14 protein-coding genes are annotated in these 21387 nt (G+C 38.2%); 5 read left to right on the top strand and 9 right to left on the bottom strand.

The window, feature by feature from the left end; genetic code table 11:
* Positions 1-54 precede the first annotated feature (54 nt).
* Positions 55-816: a DUF2490 domain-containing protein gene (locus QNI15_RS19300; RefSeq protein ID WP_313991062.1), complete on the bottom strand. Its 762-nt coding sequence runs from the start codon at positions 814-816 to the stop codon at positions 55-57.
* A 117-nt stretch (positions 817-933) separates the two neighbouring features.
* Positions 934-3732, bottom strand: coding sequence for a TonB-dependent receptor (locus QNI15_RS19295; RefSeq protein WP_314033082.1), 2799 nt, complete (start codon positions 3730-3732; stop codon positions 934-936).
* Positions 3733-4414: 682 nt separating this feature from the next.
* On the opposite strand from QNI15_RS19295, the gene QNI15_RS19290 reads away from it, so the two are divergent.
* Both QNI15_RS19290 and recQ read left to right on the top strand, forming a co-directional pair.
* Entirely contained in the window at positions 4415-5344 is a 930-nt protein-coding gene (locus QNI15_RS19290; RefSeq protein WP_313991069.1) for an alpha/beta fold hydrolase, read from the top strand.
* Positions 5345-5547: 203 nt separating this feature from the next.
* Entirely contained in the window at positions 5548-7692 is a 2145-nt protein-coding gene (gene recQ, locus QNI15_RS19285; RefSeq protein ID WP_314033080.1) for a DNA helicase RecQ, read from the top strand.
* A 57-nt stretch (positions 7693-7749) separates the two neighbouring features.
* Here the strand turns inward: recQ and QNI15_RS19280 are convergent, their stop codons facing one another.
* Positions 7750-8613 (bottom strand): aldo/keto reductase, encoded by an 864-nt coding sequence (locus QNI15_RS19280; RefSeq protein ID WP_314033078.1) that lies wholly within the window; start codon positions 8611-8613, stop codon positions 7750-7752.
* 366 nt (positions 8614-8979) lie between these two features.
* Between QNI15_RS19280 and QNI15_RS19275 the strand changes: the two genes are divergently transcribed.
* A complete protein-coding gene (locus QNI15_RS19275; RefSeq protein ID WP_314033076.1) occupies positions 8980-12027 on the top strand; it encodes an ATP-binding cassette domain-containing protein in 3048 nt (1015 codons plus the stop codon).
* A gap of 78 nt (positions 12028-12105) precedes the next feature.
* Here QNI15_RS19275 and QNI15_RS19270 read toward each other — a convergent pair whose 3' ends face one another.
* From QNI15_RS19270 to QNI15_RS19250, 5 genes are all read right to left on the bottom strand, one after another.
* A complete protein-coding gene (locus QNI15_RS19270; RefSeq protein ID WP_313991078.1) occupies positions 12106-12876 on the bottom strand; it encodes a segregation and condensation protein A in 771 nt (256 codons plus the stop codon).
* A 116-nt stretch (positions 12877-12992) separates the two neighbouring features.
* The gene (locus QNI15_RS19265; RefSeq protein WP_313979241.1) at positions 12993-13310 is read right to left on the bottom strand and encodes a DUF721 domain-containing protein; all 318 of its coding nucleotides are present in this window, start codon (positions 13308-13310) and stop codon (positions 12993-12995) included.
* A 146-nt stretch (positions 13311-13456) separates the two neighbouring features.
* A complete protein-coding gene (locus QNI15_RS19260; RefSeq protein WP_314033074.1) occupies positions 13457-14791 on the bottom strand; it encodes a PQQ-dependent sugar dehydrogenase in 1335 nt (444 codons plus the stop codon).
* A 606-nt stretch (positions 14792-15397) separates the two neighbouring features.
* Complete coding sequence (gene asnS, locus QNI15_RS19255) at positions 15398-16846, bottom strand: asparagine--tRNA ligase (RefSeq protein ID WP_313991084.1); 1449 nt, start codon at positions 16844-16846, stop codon at positions 15398-15400.
* Positions 16847-17007: 161 nt separating this feature from the next.
* The gene (locus QNI15_RS19250; protein ID WP_313991087.1) at positions 17008-17463 is read right to left on the bottom strand and encodes a nuclear transport factor 2 family protein; all 456 of its coding nucleotides are present in this window, start codon (positions 17461-17463) and stop codon (positions 17008-17010) included.
* A gap of 198 nt (positions 17464-17661) precedes the next feature.
* Between QNI15_RS19250 and QNI15_RS19245 the strand changes: the two genes are divergently transcribed.
* Positions 17662-19188 carry a S41 family peptidase gene (locus tag QNI15_RS19245; RefSeq protein WP_313991090.1) on the top strand — a complete coding sequence of 509 codons (1527 nt, stop codon included), beginning with the start codon at positions 17662-17664 and terminating at the stop codon, positions 19186-19188.
* 79 nt (positions 19189-19267) lie between these two features.
* Here QNI15_RS19245 and QNI15_RS19240 read toward each other — a convergent pair whose 3' ends face one another.
* Positions 19268-20173: an ROK family protein gene (locus QNI15_RS19240; RefSeq protein WP_314033072.1), complete on the bottom strand. Its 906-nt coding sequence runs from the start codon at positions 20171-20173 to the stop codon at positions 19268-19270.
* A gap of 418 nt (positions 20174-20591) precedes the next feature.
* On the opposite strand from QNI15_RS19240, the gene QNI15_RS19235 reads away from it, so the two are divergent.
* Positions 20592-21308, top strand: coding sequence for an outer membrane lipoprotein-sorting protein (locus tag QNI15_RS19235; RefSeq protein WP_314033070.1), 717 nt, complete (start codon positions 20592-20594; stop codon positions 21306-21308).
* Positions 21309-21387 lie beyond the last annotated feature (79 nt).

Genomic DNA, 21387 nt, shown 5'->3' with positions numbered 1-21387 from the left:
TTTGCTATACAATGGATTTTTACAACTTGTAACAGCCTATGGAATAAATGATTATTACCCCTTTTCTTTTTTTCTCAGATCCATATTGTGGAAGTAAAATAAACGAATAACATGTATATTTCTATAACGATTTCCTGCAGCCAATTGCTGGAATACATTGCTATAGCCAAACTGGAAGTTATCATGATCATTTACATGATAAGCTAAGCCTGTAAAAAATCGATTCTGGTCGAAATAATTATTGATAATCTCTTTACCAAAGTTGAGGAGTATCTCATCATTTACAACCCAGGAAAAGGTTCTAGGTGCAAACTTATTTTTACTGAGAGGAACGAAGAATTGAAGGTTGTAACGGATTCGGTAATTAAAATTATATCCGTCTGCTAGTTCATTGTCATTCTTAATTTTGTGACGGAACCGTTCTTCCAAGCGAATCCACTGCATAGTGCGGATACGAGTGTAATTGGTATGCCACTGCAATTGTTGCCAGATACGGTGTTCTGGCTGCGAAATATTGGCATGCCCCTCAGCAGGAAAAAAGTTTACATATGCATAACCCGCTGTGAGTTTAGTATTAGTGGCAAAGTAATATGTCCCACCCAAACGAATAATAGATAGAGATAGGTCTTTTACAAAGTCGTCTTTTGTGCGTAAATGAAAATCTGTCCATATACCCCACTTTTCGGAAAGTCGGGTTTGATTCATATACGCCATCCATACTTGGCGAACTGTTGTAGTTTGTTTGGTAGTTTGTGCTTTTGTAGAAAAAGCAGCAGTTAGCAGTAGAATAAAGAGAAGGAAGTATCTGTGTTTCATTATCTTGAATAGATGAAGAGGAGTATACAAAGATAGAATCTTTCAATAAAAAAATCCTCCAATCAAGAGTTAGATTGGAGGATTTAGACTATGAATTAAATCAAGATGAAGCTGCGCCTATTTCTGTAAGAGCCCGTCTACTGTAATGGTTGTATAATAGAATGCACCAATGGTTGGTCCGCCAAAATACTGGAAGTAGCGTTTGTTCAACAAATTAGAGCCGCCAATCTTGATCTGCGACTTGATAGCAGGTAATCGATAGGTAATCTGTCCGTCAAATGTATAATACGAAGGTACTGTTCCATTACCCAGAGGTGCCTGCCAGGCAAAACTGGATTGCCAGCGCCATGCAATGTTAAACCCAAGGTTTTTTGCTATCTCACGATTACCGATGCTTAGGTTTACAATATCCTGAGGGGTATTGAATGAAGTTTCTAGTCCGGAATCTTTACGATCTACTTTTGCTAATTTGGCATAACTATAGTTTCCGGTAAAAGTAAACTTACGAAAGAAATTGTAAGTAATACCCAAAGATGCTCCATAATTATAATACGTATTCTTGGCGTTTGTCCACATCCGGTAACGTGTTTGTTTCGTATTATCGGCTGCTTCATAAATTGCAGGACTCACTCCCTCTGCCTGATCATCAATTTTAGTTGTCTTAGGAACAACAATCTCAACCTGATCAATGAAGTTATTATAGATATTATAATAACCATCTACATCCAGAAATACTTTATCATTGAACAGAGATGCTTTATAGCCAATATCAAAGGCTTCAATCTGTTCTGGTTTCAGGTAAGTATATGTATTACGAACCAGCAGATCTTTGTTGTCTAGTATTGCCTGATCCTGAGTTTTGCCATTCTGATTTACATCATTCGTAATTGCTTTCTGGAATGCATCTACGGAACTACGCAGGTAAGAGTTTTCAAACAATCCATTAGTAAGCAAAGATAAACCACCATAACGAATTACACCACCATTGTTAACTGTTGAGAATCCTTCAAACAGAGTAGGAAAACGGTAACCATTCTGGAAAGAAACACGGAAATTATGTTTTTCTTTCAGTGTATAGACAGCAGCAATCCGTGGGTTTAGTTTTGCATTGAAATATTGTGCCTTATCCAGACGTGCAGAAGCTACCAGTTTTAGATTTTTATTTAACAAATACTTTGTTGCCTGTACAAAACCACCCACTTTATTATAGTGAAGTATACCCAAAGGATCATTTTTGTCCGGATTGATAAAACTGTTTCCTTCTGGAGTAATCAGGAAATCACGGAAATCAGCTCCTATCAGCAGATCAATCCAGGTAATCTTGCCCGCGAAGTCGTATTGTCCTTCCAGATGATAAAATTTATGATTCATCAGAAGTTGTGCTCCAATATCCCAATTATTGATGTAAGTTAGTTCATGCATCTTATCGTTGTAGGCTTTGGTACCTGGTTCATAACGCCCTGCATCTGCAAATGCTCGTGCCTGCTGGTGGGCATTTGTTACAGACACACCACCATTGTACAATTCATTGTATTTGCTCTGGTACTCACTAAACCATTTTGCATCTGTTTTAAATGCCCGGTCTATGTTCTCACCCATTGGACGTATGTTATAAGACTTATCAGTGTATTCCTGAGTCAGATAAGCACGGAAGAAATAATTAGTACCTCGTAGATATACCTTGTGTTGTTGAATTCGGTAATCATCTAAACGAATCCGGTTACCACGTTGATAGATGGCATCCGAAACACCTATACGATAAGCATAACTAGCTTCTAGTTTCTCGGTGATTTTATAATGAATAGCTGCATCCGCTTTCAGGTTACTTACATTGTAGTCATCATTTACCAGATCTTTTTCATAATAACCTGTCCGGCGCACTTCATACCGTTTGCCATCTGCCAGAGTAAGAGTTTTTCGGTTTGAGCTTTCATTTCCATATGAGTTTAATGGATCTTTACCTGGATTATCTGCTCCTAGTAGCCCTGTTGAGCTATTCGCTGTTGCATTTAAGTCATAGGGATTATTCGCTACCCAATCAGTTCCTTTTAAGTATCCAACATTTACTTTAAACGCAAGTTTATCATTTAATGCTGTGGCATACCGGATAGCTGTTTCTGTAAACGGACGAACGGAATAGTCTGGGTCATTGATGTGATTAATTCCAACTTTTTGGTAGACACTAAGTCCCTGATAATAAAAAGGTGATTTGGTAATCACATTGGAGATACCATTCAAGGCATTCATTCCATATAATGCAGAGGATGCTCCAGGAGTCACCTCAATACTCTCAACATCCAGTTCGGTTGGGCCTACTGTATTGGCAATAGATACACCTAAACCTGGTGCCTGTGTATCAGCACCATCTACCAACTGTAAGAAGCGCGGATTTGTTGTATTGCCAAAACCACGGGTATTGGGAACCTTAAATCCTAGACTAAGAGTAGTCATCTGGACACCTTTTACAGATTCGATAGCATCGAAAAAGCTGGGGGCAGGAGTTTCTTTTATTGCTCTAAGATCGAGTTTTTCGATTGCGACTGGCGATTTCATTACCGTTTCTTCAACACGGGAAGCTGTTACAACTACCTCCTGACCTAACATAGTCTGGGTTTCCAGTTGCACATTGATCTTATCTTCCAAGGTTTTTACTACATACTCCTGAGGTGCATAGCCAACAGAAGAAAAAACAAGTGTAAGAGGAAATTTTAGTTTTGTTTTTAATGCAAAGGCACCTTTTGCATCAGTAATAACTCCACTTATGGTACCTTTAATCTGCACAGTAACTCCAACAAGTGGCTCCTGAGTTTGATTGTCAATAACTTTTCCACTTATAAGTAATAGATTATCCTGCGCAGACAGAGATAGTATTACCAGGTTGAAAAGCACATAGAATAGGAATAATTTTTTTTTCATGGAATGATAAAGATTTGTCTGGTGGGAACAGAATCGTTCAGGCATCCAGTAGACTGTTTGAAATGCAGCGGTCTTGCAACTTAACAAGTTAATAATAACTTATTGAAATTCAAATCATTGTACTCTGAGTGTATATAGGCTAAGTATGTAGAAGATTTGGATTTTAATCAACATATAGACAATCCAAATACTCAAAAACAGAGAAAAAATTAAACATAAGACTTGCTTTTAAATAGTATGTATCTGAATGAGGTAACAAAAGTAAATATTATTATCAATATTCCTATAGAATTAGTAGAGATTTGTGAAAATATTTTTTTACTTGCAGACTTTACTAAAAGATTAACTTGAGATAACCGCTCTACGGAAATAAAAAATGTAGATTGATGGTAACGAAGCTGAAGAGATTATCGTAGAAAAATAGCCATATAGAAAATAATAGAAGTGTAAGTTTTTCAAAACAATTACACGTTAGGCTCAGGATAATGTTTTGTATCTTGGTAAGACATTGGAAAAGAAGTAGTCTATGTGTTAAAGTAGTGTTAATTATTGCAACCCGCCACTCGTCTTCCTATAAAATAGAAATACTGCCTCAGTATAAAAGCCATAAAAACATCCTGTTAGATGGATCTGGCAGGATTATTTAGTTAGGATAAGCCAATTATAAATGTTGTAGTAAATTATGAATCGAATCGTTTTCATTCAGACTTATCTTGTGAAGTATGTTGTTTTGTTTCTATTTTTAGCTACAGCAACAGGATGTTTTCGGGGTCAGATTATGACGGATAAGAAGTTTGCCAAGCACTACAAACATCTTCCTGTCAAACCTACTTTCCATTCGATTCAAAATGACTCAGTAACCTTACACTATGCGAGTGTTGGCTCTGATACTTTACCTACTTTATTACTAATTCATGGTGCCCCTGGTGGCTGGTATGGCTATATGAATATGTTGGATGATACAGTGTTGCAAAAACATTTTCACATTATTGCAGTAGACCGTCTGGGGTATGGCAAATCTAAACGTAAAAACCAGTTTGCTGTAACATCTATCGAAAAGCAGGCACAGGGAATATTACCTTTATTAAATGAAGCCACAAAAAGCCAGCCTGCTATTGTAGTAGGCAGATCGTATGGAGCTGCTATTGCTGCACAGCTGACGCTTTTGGCGCCAGAAAAGGTAAAATACCTATGTATGGTGGCTCCTCCTATTGACCCTGAAAAAGAAAAAATATTCTGGTTTGCACGAGCAGCCCGCTATCGGGTAGTACAATGGTTTTTACCACATTCATTTGTTGTAGCTACTGCAGAAAAATTTGCTCATGCTAGTGAGCTACGCGAACTAGAGCCTAAATGGCAACAATTGAATACTCCTCTTACTGTATTGCAGGGCGGAAAAGACTGGATTGCAGATCCTCTCAACCTGACATTTGCCAAAAAACACATCAAATGTAAAAAGGCCCGCTTCATGTTCCTGCCACTTGCTGGCCACTTTATCACTCAAACACATGTAGAACTTATTAAGAAAGTTGTTTTCGAAGCTGCGGGTCTATCTTTAGGCGAAATTGCCTCTCAGGGAGAGTATTTACTCGAAGAGAGTGAAGTAAAATAGTATCTTTGCAAATAGATAAGGTCATCTTACTAAGTTAGGATTAAAAGATTCTAGCCCACAGCAGCGTTAAAAACAAAGAAGTACTCTGGTTAATCGAATCAGAAGCGTTTACATCTTTGTCTCTGAAAGAATAAATATTTATTTGTCTTTATCCTCGCAGCACAGATAATGATCTGGTGCTACTTTTTATTTGTATTCAAACCATGACTAAAGAAGCTGTTCTCAAACAATATTTTGGGTATGATGCATTTCGCCCGTTACAGGCAGAGATTATAGATACAATACTTGGCAAAAAAGATTGTTTGGTTCTCATGCCTACAGGTGGTGGAAAATCAATCTGTTATCAGGTACCTGCAATGGTTTTGCCTGGAATAACAGTGGTTATCTCACCACTGATTGCTTTAATGAAAGATCAGGTACAGGCATTAAAAGCCAATGGGATTGAGGCAGCCTATATCAATAGTACACTCAATACGTCTGAGCAAAATGCGATTCTTAAAGATTGTGAGAGTGGGAAAATTAAAATTATATACGTCTCCCCTGAGAAAATCTTTGCTAATGGCTTTCTTGCCTTTTTACATACCCTTCCTGTCAATCTGTTTGCAGTAGATGAGTCTCACTGTGTCTCTTTTTGGGGACATGATTTTCGTCCGGAATATACCCAACTTAGTATTCTGAAAGAATCCTTTCCAGAGGTACCTGTGGTGGCTCTTACGGCTACTGCAGATAAAGTAACCCGAAAGGACATTCTTCAACAACTGGATATTGCAGAAGCAAAGGTATTTATAGCCTCATTTGACAGACCTAATTTGAGTCTGACGGTTTTGCAAGGCCGTAACCGGATGAAGGCGATTCATGAATTTCTTTTAAAACATCCGAATCAACCAGGTATTGTGTATTGTCTGAGTCGTAAGTCTACAGAATCAGTAGCAGCTAAGCTAAACGAACTTGGCTATAAAACAAAGTACTATCATGCGGGTATGGATAATGATGAAAGATCCACAGTACAAGATGAATTTTTGAAGGATGACGTACAGATTATTGTAGCAACTATTGCTTTTGGGATGGGTATCGACAAATCAAATGTGCGTTGGGTAATTCATTATAACATTCCTAAAAATGTTGAAAGTTACTACCAGGAGATCGGACGTGCTGGGCGTGATGGTTTACCTAGTGATACCCTTTTATTTTATAGTTACGCAGATGTGATGATGCAAATGGATTTTAATGAGAAAGCATCTCCTGAACGTAAAGAACTACTTAATGCCAAACTGGATCGAATGAAGCAGTATGCAACATCTGATATATGCCGTAGACGGGTACTACTTAGCTATTTCAATGAAAGTATAGATACTGATTGTGGCAATTGTGATGTATGTAAAAACCCTCGTACCAAATTTGATGGAACAGTACTTGCGCAAAAAGCACTCTCTGCGATTGCTCGTACCAACGAAAAAGTAGCACTGGGTCTTCTGATTGATATACTAAGAGGTTCCTATCGGCATGAGATAACAGCAAAAGGATATCAGCAGTTGAAAACATTTGGTACTGGTAAGGATGTTCGCTATGAAGAATGGGTTGATTATATCTACCAGATGCTGAATCTGGGCATTATGGATATTGCCTATGATGAAGGACATGTATTTAAGTTAAATACAGCCAGTTGGCAGGTATTAAAAGAAAATCGTCCGGTACAGTTATCCGCTTTTGTGCCTTTCTCAGAACGTAAAGCAGCTGTTGTAGAAACAACAGAGCCTGTGAAAACCAAACGCGAAATTATTCGGGATGAGCTATTTGAACATCTTCGTACCATCCGCAAAAAACTAGCTGATAATGAAGGAGTACCTGCATACATTGTTTTCAGTGATGCTTCACTTTCGGATATGGCACAAAAGAAACCTGTAACTAAGACAGAAATGCTGAATATTACGGGTGTGGGTCAGGAGAAATTTAACCGATATGGTGAGACATTTTTGAATGCTATTCTGGATTTTCTGGCTCAAAACAAAGGTGCTGCCCGATTAGCAGATGTGGATACCTATCAACTGACACAGCAATTGTATGAACAGGGAAATAACATTGAAGATATTGCTACAAAGCGGAATATGTCTCCAGGAACGATATTTACACATTTCCTAAAACTAAGTCAGCAGGGTATTGTCATTGATTGGAGTCGTTTTATATCAGTGGAAGATAAAAACAATATACTGGCTGGAGCCAAAAAACTGGGAATGCAAAAAGGAGACAGACTACAACCACTGTTTGAGTATCTAGATCAGAAGCATAGCTATGAAAAAATACGAATAGCATTGATGCTGAAAGAACAGGAGAATGTAAGTAGTATATAAACATTATTCTTACTAAAAGGGCGTTGCATATTCTTACAACACCCTTTTAGTATAAACTTATTTTCTGGGCAACAATCTCATATCTTCTTCATCCAATGAAATATTGACAGCCGATACATTGTCTTCCAGATGGTCGACAGAGGATGTTCCAGGAATCAGAAGTGTAACAGGAGAGGCTTTTAATAGCCATGCTAATGCAATCTGATACTCAGAAGCATTGTGTTTCTCTGCCACTTTCTTTAATGCTTTTTCGGCACTTAGATCACCTGCTTGTAAAGGATACCATGGAATAAATGCAACCTGATTTTGTTCACACCAGGTTAATACGTCATTCCAGCGTTGATTTCCATAGTTATACATATTCTGAACAGATACAACTTTTACAAGTTTACTAGCCTGTTCAATCTGCTGAATAGAAACCTCTGATAAACCAATATGGCGAATCAGGCCTTTATCCTGAGCATCTTTTAATACTCCAAGAGATTCTTCCACAGGTACTTGAGGGTCAAATCGATGGAGTTGATACAAATCTATTGTATCAAGCCTCAGGCGTTTCAAACTTCCTTCCAGAGCTGCTTTCAAATGTTTGGGTTGCCCGTTCACTGACCATTGGTTAGGTCCTGTACGGGTAAAGCCTCCTTTAGTGGCAATGACCAGATCTTTGGGATAAGGATAAAGAGCTTCTGTTATAATTTCTTCTGAAACATCAGGGCCATAGCTATCTGCTGTATCAATAAAATTTACTCCTACTTCAACGGCTTTTTTAAGTACACGTATAGCTTCTGCCCGGTCTTCAGGCGGTCCCCAAATGCCTTGTCCGGTAATGCGCATGGCTCCATACCCCATTCGATTGACAGGTAAATCTCCTGCAAGTATAAATGTTCCGGCAGTTGCGGCATTGATTGTGGTTGTGTCTTTCATGGCAGGATAAGAATAGTGAGAAAAATTGACGAAGATTTTATTATAACTACGTCTTCAGGATTTAAGTTTATTTTATATCAATAATAGAGAAAATACAATCTTCTGTAGCTAGCTTATAGAGGGATAAAATAGGGAAATTCAAATAAAAACGCGTGTTTGTTGCTTTTTGCCAAACATCTGAATAGCATATAAGAATCAGATAAAATATTTTTTGGTTTTTATTCCCCATTTTTTTCCCGTAATTTTTTCAAAAAATTTACTTCCTCTCGTTTTTATAATCATGAGAGAGGTTTATAATTTTGAAAGGAGTTAAGTCTAATGCTGACATATTGTTAGCCTCAAACAACGCATACATTTCAATATTCTGTGAGAGAACAAGTATTAAAAGCCATTTTACAACTACTTGCCATCAGTGCGAGAATTGATGGTATTTCAGAAGAAGAACGGGAAACAATTCGAAAGTTTTTATACGAAAATGTTGACGATGAGTCAGTCCCTACCTATATCCGTGCATTCGAGAACTATCTGAAAACCTCCTCATCGGCAGATGAGGAGATCTACCGCATTTGCTCCCAGATCAATAGCGAGCTAGAACTCAAGCAAAAGATCATCATCGTTTTACGTCTGATTGAAATAGGTTTAGCTGACAATACATTTTCTTCTTCAGAAGATCATTTTATGCGGTTAGTGTGTGAAGCTTTGCATGTTGAAAAAAGTATATACACAACTATTCGTGAGTTTGTGGAGACAAGGGACATTTATAGTGTTCAATCCGAAAATGTACTACTGATAGACTCACAAGATCCTCCCAAAGATCTGATATCTGCCTATTTACAAAAACCCGGAATAAAGAGCACACTAGGTGTACTCCGTCTTACAGAAGGAGATATGTATCTGTTAGGAGCGGCACACCCTGCTACTGAGGTATTTCTGAATGGCCAACAACTTAAATCACATTATGTCACACCTCTAACTAGTGGCAGCGTAATTAGGGCATCTTCGGAAACAATCTATTACAGTGACATTATAGGTCATTTTTTACGTTCTGAACGTATTCAGCGTATTGTTTTTGAGGTAAAGGAGATGGAGTTTTTCTTTCCTAATGGAAAACAGGGATTACATCCTGTGAATATCGCAGAAGAATCAGGTACACTGGTAGCGATCATGGGAGCAAGTGGTTCTGGGAAATCAACTTTGTTAAACGTCCTTAATGGAAATTTGCATCCGCAAAGAGGCCGCGTACTAATCAACGGATTGGATATTCACAGGCAGGCAAATTGTGTACAGGGTGTAATTGGCTATGTACCACAGCAAAACTTCCTGATTGAAGAGCTAACTGTCTATCAGAACCTGTATTTCACTACCCAACTCTGTTTTGCACATCTGTCGGAGTTTGATGTAAATCGTTTGGTTGTACAAACATTACGAAGCCTTGGGTTATATGAGGTAAAGGACTTACGTGTAGGCTCTTCTCTTGATAAAACGATTAGTGGTGGTCAACGAAAGCGTCTGAATATAGGTTTGGAGCTGGTAAGGCAACCCTCTGTGATGTTTGTGGATGAGCCAACGTCAGGATTATCTTCACGGGATTCTGAAAACATCATGGATTTATTGCGGGAGTTAACCATGCTGGGCAAATTGATCTTTGTGGTTATCCATCAGCCCTCTCCTGAAATCTTCAAGATGTTTGACAAACTAATTGTGATGGATACAGGTGGTTATCAGGTTTATTATGGGAACCCAACAGAAGGTGTTCTCTATTTCAAAAATCTGGTACATCAGGTAGATAGACTGGAAATTAACTCAGAACAAATCTTTAACATACTAGAAGCTAAAGTTGTAGATGAGTATGGCAATCCAACCACAGACCGTAAAATCTCCCCACAAAGATGGTATTATTATTTTAAAGAGAAAGTCAAGCTACCTGTTTTAACTCCCACACGTGAGCAACCGCCACATACCTTAAATATCCCGAACCGACTTAGACAGTGGAGTATCTATACTATACGTGATATTCTGGCCAAGCTTAGTAACAGACAGTATATTACAATCAATCTTATACAAGCACCTTTGCTTGCGTTGATATTATCATATATAGTACGTTATCATCCGGTAGATGAACTAACAAATAAAGGGACATACATATTTGCTGAGAATGTCAATATTCCAGCTTTTATCTTTATGAGTATTATCATTTCTCTGTTTATGGGTTTAACCATAAGTGCAGAGGAAATTATTAAAGATGCTAAAACGAGAAAACGAGAAGCTTTTCTACATTTAAGTCGTAATAGTTATCTGTCTTCAAAGGTGTTTGTATTATTTGGTTTCTCAGTTATACAAACGGTAAGTTATATATTAGTTGCCAATCGGGTTGTAGGTATTGATGGTATGGATCTCACCTACTTCTTTGTACTCTTTAGTGGGGCATGTTTTGCGAATATGCTGGGCCTTAATGTTTCTGCCACATTTAATTCAGTTATTACTATCTACATTCTGATTCCTATACTGCTTATTCCACAACTAGTACTTGGAGGGATCGTAATAAAGTTTGATGAGATCAATCCTGCTATCTATAAACAGGGAGAGGTACCCGTGATGGGTGATTTTATGGCTTCACGCTGGGGATTTGAAGCATTGGTAGTTGAGCAGTTTATGCATAACCGATATGAAAAGCGCTTCTACCCGTATGATAAAGATATTGCTGTAGCAGATTACAAAAAGACATATTATCTGCCGACCTTATCATCAAAATTGGAATATTGTATGAGTCTGGAGGATGCAGAAGACAGGCTCTATAATGAACAATATATTGATTATCTGGAAGTATTGCGACATGAAGTAAAACATGAAATGACTGAGAATCCTACTATGCGTTTTGCAGGAGTAGATAGCATTACACCTACACGATTTACACATAAACTGGCTATACGACTCAAGCATTTTCTGGATAGATCACGTTTATTTTATTTACAGAAATACAATAAGGCTTATGACCAACGGGATAGCTTGATGCGGAGAATAACTCAAGGAGAGGAAGCCCGTCAGCAACTGATTGAGCAACGTGCCCGTTATTACAATGAGATTATTGGAAAGCTGGCTACAAATTCAACAACAGAGAATAGAATCATAGAATACAAAGGTAGTTTGATTCAGAAGATCTATCCTATTTATCATACGCCTGTAGTTACAGGTAGCTTTTGGGATTGGCGAACACACTTTTATGCTCCCAGCAAGCCTTTTCTGGGCATTCAGATTCCTACCTTGTGGTTTAATATGATTATGATGTGGATGATGACAGGACTATTATATCTTACACTGTATTACAATGTATTTCGTCGGATTGTGGAAGGAACTGTTTTTGGGGAATTGTTTGGAATGTGGAGAAGGAAACGAGACGAAGAGCCTGCCAGATAAAGGGAAAAGATACAGATAGCTGATAAATGAAAAATGGGAGTGTATTCGCTCCCATTTCTATACAGATTCTTTACTTTATTATTCGCCTTCAACAAGGGCTTCCTGTTCTTCTTTTTCTTCTTTGCGTTCGATCCAGAAGTTATTGAAACCTTCACCTACCCGTATATAGGCTAACCCATACTGAATCATTTCCAGGATAGCAAGAAAGTTATAGATAACGGCAATTTTGCTGTCATTCAAGGCAATAATATCAGTAAAGGAAAGCCGGTAGTCGGCATTTAGGCGTTCCGTAATCCATTTTTTTTGACCTTCAATTGTATATGGATACTGAATTACTTTATGTATAGGGCGGTTCTGATTGATCTGGTAGCGGGTCAGTACTTTTTGATATACTTTTAGTAGTTTGTAAAGGTCCAGGTCCTGAAGTTCTACATCAACATTGCTTTTTTCCGCAATGCTATGCAGTTCTTTTACAATATTTCCTCGTACTTCCTGATTCTGTCGGTCTTCTTCCCATTTAGAAAATTCACCAATCACAGATTTGTATTTTTTGTATTCAAGCAGGTGCTTTACCAGTTCATCCCGAGGATCTATCTCATTGCCTTGTTCATCAAGCTCAGGACGAGGTAATAACATCTTGGCCTTGATACGCATCAGAGTGGCTGCTACCAGAATAAATTCGCTGGCCAGATCAATATTGATGGCTTCAAGTTTATGAAGATACGTTAGAAACTCATCTGTAATTCGTGAGATAGGAATATCATGTATATCTAACTCATCCCTTTCAATAAAGAAAAGCAGTAGGTCGAAAGGTCCCTCAAAAAGAGGAAGTTTTATCTCAAAATTCAATGTTGTCTGGTTAATACAAAGATCGGTTTCTCCGAAAGCGAATATAGGATTTTTTTTGTGTTTATTGTAATCCTGTCCTGTGTTTTTTAAGACAAACGGAGCAACTGATTAAACAATTATAGAAACACAACATCATCAATAACATTGGCTTTTACTTCTTCATTCAGAAGTTCAATAATTCTGGATTTTCCCAGTAAAAGTTCATTTGCCAGAGAAGGAGAAGTGATTTGAAGAAATAACTTACGATCCTGTACATATACCCTTTCAGTACGCCGGGCAATGGCCACACCCATAATACGCCCCCATGCATGAACCACATGAGTTTCATCAAACTTACTACGTAGCCGATATACACGTAAAAGCTCATCAATGGCTTCTTTCATGGTGTAATCGCTTGCCTTACGGGCTTGATCAGGTTGGTGTTTGAACTTCATGCCCAAAGATACGGTATTCCCGTTTGTAAACTATTTCTTTACTAAGAAAAACTCCTGACTTTTTGATAAATAAAAACTCCCCTTTGATGTGTCTATAATTACATCAAAGGAGAGCTAAGATATTGAAAAGAAGTAAATCTTTTGTTTTATTGAGCACTTACCCGCCAAAGCGTATTGGCAGCATCATCAGCCACAAGTAAAGATCCATCTGCCAAAACTTCTACGCCCACCGGGCGCCCATATACTCTGCTTTGATCCTGATCCGCAACAAAGCCTGTCAAAAAATCTTCAGGCTGACCTGCAGGTTTTCCATTTTTGAATGGAACAAATACTACTTTGTATCCGGAAAGCTCTGACCGGTTCCAGGAGCCATGCTGGCCAATAAAAGCACCATTTTGATATTTGGCAGGAAAAGCTTTTTTATCATAGAATGTTAATCCCAATGAAGCTGTATGAGAACCTAGTGCCACATCTGGTACAATCGTTTTCTGTACCAGTTCGGGATTCTCTCCTTTAAGACGAGGATCTTCGTTAGGGCCAAAATAGGCATAAGGCCACCCATAAAATCCTCCTTCTTTTACACTGGTCATATAATCTGGCACCAGTTCATCACCTAGTTCATCCCGTTCGTTTACTGTAGTCCATAAGGTATTAGTGCCAGGAACCCAGTCCATGCCTACCGGATTTCGTAAGCCGCTTGCGTAGATGCGTTCTTGTGTGCCATCAGGATTCATTTCCAGAATATTGGCTCTTCGCTTCTCATTGTCCATGCCATGTTCTGCTACATTACTTCCCGAACCGATAGATACATAAATCTTAGACCCTTCAAAGTTAGCAATCACATTACGGGTCCAGTGATTATTGTAACCACCTGCTGGCAGGCTCGCGATTTTTTCTCCCTTAGCTTTCATCTGCGTTTGTCCTTCCTGATAAGGATATCGCCAGAGTCCATCTGTATTGGCAACGTAGAAAAAGTTACCCAGTACCAGCATACCAAATGGCTGATTCAGATCTGTTAGAAATACATGTCGCATATCAGGTTTGCCATCCTTATTCGTATCTCTGAAGAGTGTAATGCGGTTAGCACTTGCACCAAGTCGTTGTGACTTGGCCTTACCTGTGGCTACATCTGCAATTTTCTTTACTCCTTCTGATTCTGTATTAGCTTCGGCTACAAATATATCTCCATTCGGTGCAGCATAAACCCATCGTGGATTAATCAGATCTGTGGCAAACTTAGTCACAGTAAAGCCTTGAGGAGCTGTTGGTTTTTGATTTCCAGACCAACCCAGTACTTTACTAAAGTTTTTTACCGACTTGGTTTCGTAGGGTTTAGGCATGGAAACTGTTTGGGTTGCCAGTTCTTCTTTACGGCTTGTGTTACCAGATGCTTCATTCTCTTTCTGTTGGGATTGCGAGTTGCAATGAGATAAAGCTAAAAGGAGCATAAGATGCCCTGCAAAGATTTTTATCTGTTTCATATTACATAGTCTTTGGAAGTGACCTACTAACAAAAACAAAACCTGTTCCCTGTACTAGAGTAGAAATTCAGATATTACAGTGGGTTAATTACGTGATAGGATGAAGGGTAAATGAGTTAAGATGATCTCTGACAAAAAGTGTTTTTAACTAGAATAGTAATCACTTTGAAAAATTCAAATAATAATCATTTTAAAGTCTGACCCGAATTCTGATTATTTTATGTTTGCTAATTATTCTTTGCAAAATATTTTTAGAGAAGGTAAGGCAGGTCCATCGATCCATGAACAAATTGTGTATAGATCCAATCACTTTTTTATTTTAACCAGAGTTCCAATCATTTTTTTGTTTACACATAACTCATGGCAAACTATTTTTTGACCGGAATTCCGATTATTTTTTTGTTTGCGCATAACTCACCGCAAGAAGAAAAAGTGACCGGAATTCACCGCAAACTCTGCATAAAGTTATGTACAGTTTATTCTTTAAGAGATTATACCCAATCAAGTATTTTGTAAAAGAAGAAGGTAGTTCGATAAAGATAAAACAAAAAGCGCCTGATATATGTCAGACGCTTTTTATTTTATGTATAAATAGAATAGTCACGATCAGAACTCTGCATTTTGTGGGGTTCTTGGGAATGGAATCACATCACGAATGTTAGTCATACCAGTCACAAACAACACCAAACGTTCAAAACCTAAACCAAAACCAGCATGAGGAGCTGTACCATACTGACGGGTTTCCATATACCACCAAAGACTTTCTTCCGGAATGTGTAGTTCCTTGATTCTGGTATGAAGCTTCTCATACCGTTCTTCCCGTTGAGAACCTCCAATGATTTCTCCAATGCCAGGGAATAACACATCCATTGCACGTACCGTCTTTCCATCATCATCCTGACGCATATAAAACGCCTTGATATCTTTTGGATAGTTGGTCAGAATCACCGGCTTTTTAAAGTGTTTTTCAACCAGATAGCGTTCGTGTTCTGATTGCAGATCTATACCCCAGCTTACAGGATACTTGAACTGCCCTTTTTGAGCAGGTTTGGATTTTACCAGAATATCTACGGCTTCTGTATAGGTTAATCGTTCAAACGGGTTATCCAGTACAAAACGAAGTTTTTCCAACAATAGCATAGGACTTCGTTCTTCCTGCTTTTTATTCTTTTCCTCTTCAATCAAGCGGTTTTCCAGAAAGGCCAGATCATCACCACAATGTTCCATCGCATACCCAATAACATACTTAACGAAATCTTCGGCCAGATTCATGTTATCTTCCAGATCGTTAAATGCTACTTCAGGCTCAATCATCCAAAACTCAGCCAGGTGGCGTGTTGTATTAGAGTTTTCAGCCCGGAAGGTAGGTCCAAAAGTATAGATCTTAGAAAGGGCCATAGCTCCCAGTTCCCCTTCTAATTGACCAGATACAGTAAGGTTCGTTGGCTTTCCAAAGAAATCCTGTTTGTAATCTACCTGTCCATCTTCAGTTAGGGGTGGGTTCACCGGATCAAGGGTTGTTACCCTAAACATCTCTCCCGCTCCTTCTGCATCTGAACCTGTAATGATAGGTGTGTGCAGATAGAAGAATCCATTATCGTTAAAATATTTATGAACCGCATAAGCCAATGTATGGCGTATCCGTAATATGGCACCAAACGTACGGGTTCTCGGACGAAGGTGTGCAATCTCACGCATAAACTCCATAGAGTGTCGCTTAGCCTGAAGTTTATAACTTACCGGATCTGACTCTCCATATAATTCTATCTGTGTAGCCTGTACCTCTACTCGCTGACCAGCACCTTGGGACTCTACCAGTTTACCTGTTACAGCAATACAGGTACCTGTATTTTTGATCTTATCAATAAACTCTTGTCCGAAAATAGAGATATCCGCAACGATCTGCAGGTGATTAATAGTAGAACCATCATTTAAAGCAATGAAAGCAATATAAGGGTTCATACGGGTAGTTTGTACCCAGCCTTTTACATGTACCTCCGTATCAAATGCAGTAGATTGGAGTAAGTCTTTAATAATTTGTCGTTGGTTCAGCATAACGAAAATAGTTTTCCGTTGATTGTTTCCGGATTTTACCGTTAGATAAGAATTTTCAAGGCGCAAAGATTGAAAAAATTCCCGAAAGGGAATGCAGGAGGTTTTGTTTTTTAGCTTTAATTCTATCTATGAGCCTTCTTTATGCTAAAGTCCTGCATTGTTTAGGGTTGTATCCGTGTTGATTGCCAGGAAATCAATTGCCATTTTCCATTTCTTTTCACATATACATCTGTATAACGCAGATGCATATCCAGCGTCTGACCTGCTGTCCATACCCGTACAGTAGCTACTCCATTGATAACTGCGGCATCTCCGATAACCCGTATTCCTACTTCTTCAGATTGAATAGACTGGTATAAGGTCTTCCCTTTGTCTAAAGTTTCTAAAAATTGAGATTTTTTTTCTAACACGCCATTTGCATGAATATACACCAAATCTTCACCTAAAATTTCACTCAGTCCTTTGGTGTCTTTATGCACCATCATTTCGAATCGCCTCATTTCCAGCGATCTAACTTCTTTTTCTATTTCATCCTTTGTATCAAAAGTTGAGTTTTGTGCAAAAACTAAAAAAATATTACATAGGAAGAAAAGCAGGGTCAAGTGAATATTTCGCATCGTTTTTGACATTTTTTTAAACTTTTTTTTTCGAGAGATTGTGTGGTAAGTGAAATTTGTAAGGTTATTTCCCTTATTTTCAATGGTTTATTTAAAGTAACCGCGAATTTGCAAAAAATTCATTATCCGGGTGACTTTTTTTCCGAAAAGCGTATATAGATTTACAAAAGCTCATATTACTCAATTGAACTTGCACTTATGACACGCCAATCTTTACTTCTTGTTGTAACCTTTTTGGGAATGATGGTCGGATTTGCACAAACTGAAGCAAACCGGGTTGAGAATTACAGTGCGTCTGCTTATCAGAAAAGCTTGGTTCGTTACAAAAAAGATGATTGTATTGAAGATCTTCGTAAACTGGAGGCTGTGATGAAAGAGGCTCACCCTTGTTTGTACTGTTTTACAGACAGCCTGACTTTTCATCAGACTTTTGCCAATAAAATTGCTTTTCTGGATCAGAAAAAAGATTCTACTATTTCAGAAAATGAATTTCTGACAATCGTTCGTGAACTGGTTGCTCTGGTTCAGGATGGCCACCTGTATGCAGAGTCCAATGAGTCACTGGTAAACTATGTATCTGAAAGAGGTAAATTCTTTCCTCTGAGCCTGGCCATTGAAGATAACAAAGCTTATATCCGTCAGAACTATTCTACTATGCTGGACTCTACAGCTCTAGGTAGTCAGTTGTTGACAGTAAATGGAGTAGCGATTGAAGAGATTATCGCTAAAATGATGCCTTTATTAAGTGCAGATGCAAACCTGGAGAAAGCAAGATGGCGTCAACTGGAGAATGTATTTACATTCGATATTTTGTACTGGTCCTTGTATGAACCTACAGATATGTATGAGGTCTCTTACCGGATGCAGGATGGTTCTGTTCGTAAATCAAAAATTGATGCTGTTACGGGTAGCACTATCAATACTGCCAATGCTGTTGATGAAGTGACACGCAGATTTAATATAGATGAAGCTACTTCTACAGCCTATCTGGATATCAATACTTTCTATAATTCAGAAAATAAGCATGATAATGCTACATATGAAAAATTCCTTGCAGATTCTTTCAAACAACTGAATGCAAAAAATATTCAGAATCTGATAATTGATTTACGTGACAATCCAGGTGGACTGGTACACAATGCATATCGTTTGTTCAGCTATATTAGCCCTGTGAATGTAGAAAGCAAAGTGATGGTAAAGTCTAGTACATTCCTGAAAGAGCAGAAAAAGCTTTCTTTCATTGAAATATTGATGAAAAAACTGAGCCGCAATTCATATGCTGCACGTATCGACAGAGCAGCACCTGGAACTTTAGTAGAAATTACCAGCAAACAACACTTTATCACTAATGTTGAAAAGAAATACAGTGGTAAAGTCTACATTCTGGCAAATGGTGCTACTTTCTCTGCTGCCAGTATGTTAGTAAAATTGTGTAAAGATCAACATGTTGGAATTATCGTGGGTGAAGAGAATGCAGCTTGCCAGGCAGTATCTTTTGGTGATCTGATAAAATATGATCTACCAAATACATTGACTAAAGTATATGTGTCTACTTCAATTGTAAATCGTGAAGACGATTTGGAAAAAAGCAGTATCCGTCCGCAGATTGCTTTAGGTCGTGATGTGTATGATGATGCTCGTGGTGGGGACTCTGTACTAAAACAATTGATGGAACTTATTCATCAAAGTGCATCTCCAAGCCCTATTGCTCGTAGTCAGAAATAAAAATAACAAACCCTTATAAACCTAATCTGAATAAGAAAGGCATCTGTTACAGATGCCTTTCTTTTGTAATCAAAAATTCTTATCCTACCAGCATAGCTGCTCCAAACACACCAGCACTATCACCTAGTTCTGCTTTTAGGAAAATAGTATCCAGCTTGGTGTTAAAAATATGTTTGCTAGCTTCTGCAATACCTTCAGTATATAGCAAGTCAATATTGCTGACACCTCCTCCCATTACAATGATATCCGGATCAATAATATTGATAATCACGGATATACCTTTACCAAACATTTCAAGAAGGCGCTTGATGGTTGCTTGGGCATGTGGGTCATTGCCTGCTTCATAACTTTTTACTATTTCTTTCAGGGTAGCTTTTTTGCCACTGATCGACTCATAGTATCGTTGCAAAGAAGGACCTGCAATCACTGTTTCAACACATCCGGTCTGCCCGCAATAACATGGACCACCTGATTCATCCAGAAAAATGTGTCCCCACTCACCGCCATTTCCCTGACGTCCGTTAATTACTTTGCCATGTACAACCAGCCCTCCCCCTACACCAGTACCCATAATCACCCCAAATACAACCTCTGCATCAGGCATTACACGTTTAGCTGCACCCAGGCGGGCTTCTGCCAATGCAAAACAATTGGCATCGTTGGCTAATGCAATCGGAAATCCTAGTTTCGCCTCCAGATCCTTCTTGAATGGTTTTCCATTCATGCAAGTAGTATTACTGTTTTTCAGTGTTTGTGTAATAGGATCTAATGTACCTGGTGTACCAATTCCCAATGTAACAGGAGTAAGGCCTGATTCAGCAGATAATTTCTGCACAAGCAATACGATACGATCCAGAATGTGTTCATAGCCTTGATCAGCCTCTGTGTCAATGCGTAATCGGCTGATAACTTTTGTATCATTAGCAGACTCCAGAATTACACCTTCGATCTTTGTGCCGCCTAAATCTATTCCCCAAAGTGGCATAAATGCATTAATGAATTAAAACGTGAACAAATTGATAAAGTCTTACAGGTTTAGGGGGCAATTTCGAAAGGAAATCTGAATTTTTCGTGTGTAATCAAAATAAAAATAACAATGCGGTAAAATCATTGGCAAAGGATATGGCTGAGATACGAATCTTCCTTATGAAATACAATAGTAGTAGATGATGAATTTATAAACAATCTTCTTTGTTTTACCAGTTACCAACCTATACAATAAAAAATAAAAGTATCGTTTATATAGTTGAATTTATCCTAATATTACCTACTCACGCTATTGGTTGAAAATTATCAGGTAAGTGCAGAAATGAGATATGTGGATTTAGAGAAGTTAGCGTACTGTTACTACATATGATTTAAACGCTCATTCTTTCTTTTTTAATCTTACTAATTCTAATTCAATGAAAAACAAACTCGCTCTCTGTTTAACTCTGTTTTTGATTTCTGTAAAACCTGCTCTGGTATGGAGCCAAACTATTGATGAAGTCTATACTAAGTACATTGCTGCTCTGGGTGGCAGAGAAAATCTGGATGCCATTCAAACCATGCAGATGGAATGGGTGAATGCAAAAGGACAACGGCAGATCGCTTACTTGTCACGCCCCAGTTTGGCACTATATCTTCTAACGGACACTGCTTCAAATATAATGGTGAAAGTGTGTAATAATAGTGGAATCTCTTGTTTGTCAGATAAAAAAATTGTTGGAACGGATACCTCATTTCGCCTACAATTTATTCGTCCTTCAGGTAAACCCAACTTTTTCGCTAACAAACTTATTCCATATAAAGAAAATGGATATAAGATTTCTCTACAGGGTGAAGATATAATCGAAGGAAAAAGATGCTTTGTTGTTCAGTTAGAACCAGATAAAAAATCATATGATCTATATTATATTGATGCAGATACCTATCGGTTAGTTATGTCACAAACAAGGTATCTTTCAGGTCCGGATGGTGCTCAGATCTATTATTCTGATTATCGGCAAGTGAACGGTGTATGGTTCCCATTTACAGTCGAAGACTCAGGAAGCAGCCCTACAGCAGCTAAAAAAACGTATACGTATATGAAAGCAAATATTCCGATTGATAAAAATATATTTGTTTGTCCTACAATGTAAGAATCAACAATTTTTCTGTCGTTAGTGACAAAGAAAACACATCAAACATTTAAACAAAAAGGGATTCTTTTGCAAAAGA

Origin of the sequence: Xanthocytophaga flava (assembly GCF_030068545.1) — a bacterium.
GTDB lineage: Bacteria > Bacteroidota > Bacteroidia > Cytophagales > 172606-1 > Xanthocytophaga > Xanthocytophaga flava.
The sequence above is the reverse complement of the archived record's forward strand: the minus strand, read 5'-3'. Positions and strand labels throughout refer to the sequence as shown.

Coding starts and splice junctions, on each gene's coding strand:
- QNI15_RS19300 (WP_313991062.1), bottom strand. CDS start 816: ATGAAACACAGATACTTCCTTCTCTTTATTCTACTGCTAACTGCTGCT.
- QNI15_RS19295 (WP_314033082.1), bottom strand. CDS start 3,732: ATGAAAAAAAAATTATTCCTATTCTATGTGCTTTTCAACCTGGTAATA.
- QNI15_RS19290 (WP_313991069.1), top strand. CDS start 4,415: ATGAATCGAATCGTTTTCATTCAGACTTATCTTGTGAAGTATGTTGTT.
- recQ (WP_314033080.1), top strand. CDS start 5,548: ATGACTAAAGAAGCTGTTCTCAAACAATATTTTGGGTATGATGCATTT.
- QNI15_RS19280 (WP_314033078.1), bottom strand. CDS start 8,613: ATGAAAGACACAACCACAATCAATGCCGCAACTGCCGGAACATTTATA.
- QNI15_RS19265 (WP_313979241.1), bottom strand. CDS start 13,310: ATGAAGTTCAAACACCAACCTGATCAAGCCCGTAAGGCAAGCGATTAC.
- QNI15_RS19260 (WP_314033074.1), bottom strand. CDS start 14,791: ATGAAACAGATAAAAATCTTTGCAGGGCATCTTATGCTCCTTTTAGCT.
- asnS (WP_313991084.1), bottom strand. CDS start 16,846: ATGCTGAACCAACGACAAATTATTAAAGACTTACTCCAATCTACTGCA.
- QNI15_RS19250 (WP_313991087.1), bottom strand. CDS start 17,463: ATGCGAAATATTCACTTGACCCTGCTTTTCTTCCTATGTAATATTTTT.
- QNI15_RS19245 (WP_313991090.1), top strand. CDS start 17,662: ATGACACGCCAATCTTTACTTCTTGTTGTAACCTTTTTGGGAATGATG.
- QNI15_RS19240 (WP_314033072.1), bottom strand. CDS start 20,173: ATGCCACTTTGGGGAATAGATTTAGGCGGCACAAAGATCGAAGGTGTA.
- QNI15_RS19235 (WP_314033070.1), top strand. CDS start 20,592: ATGAAAAACAAACTCGCTCTCTGTTTAACTCTGTTTTTGATTTCTGTA.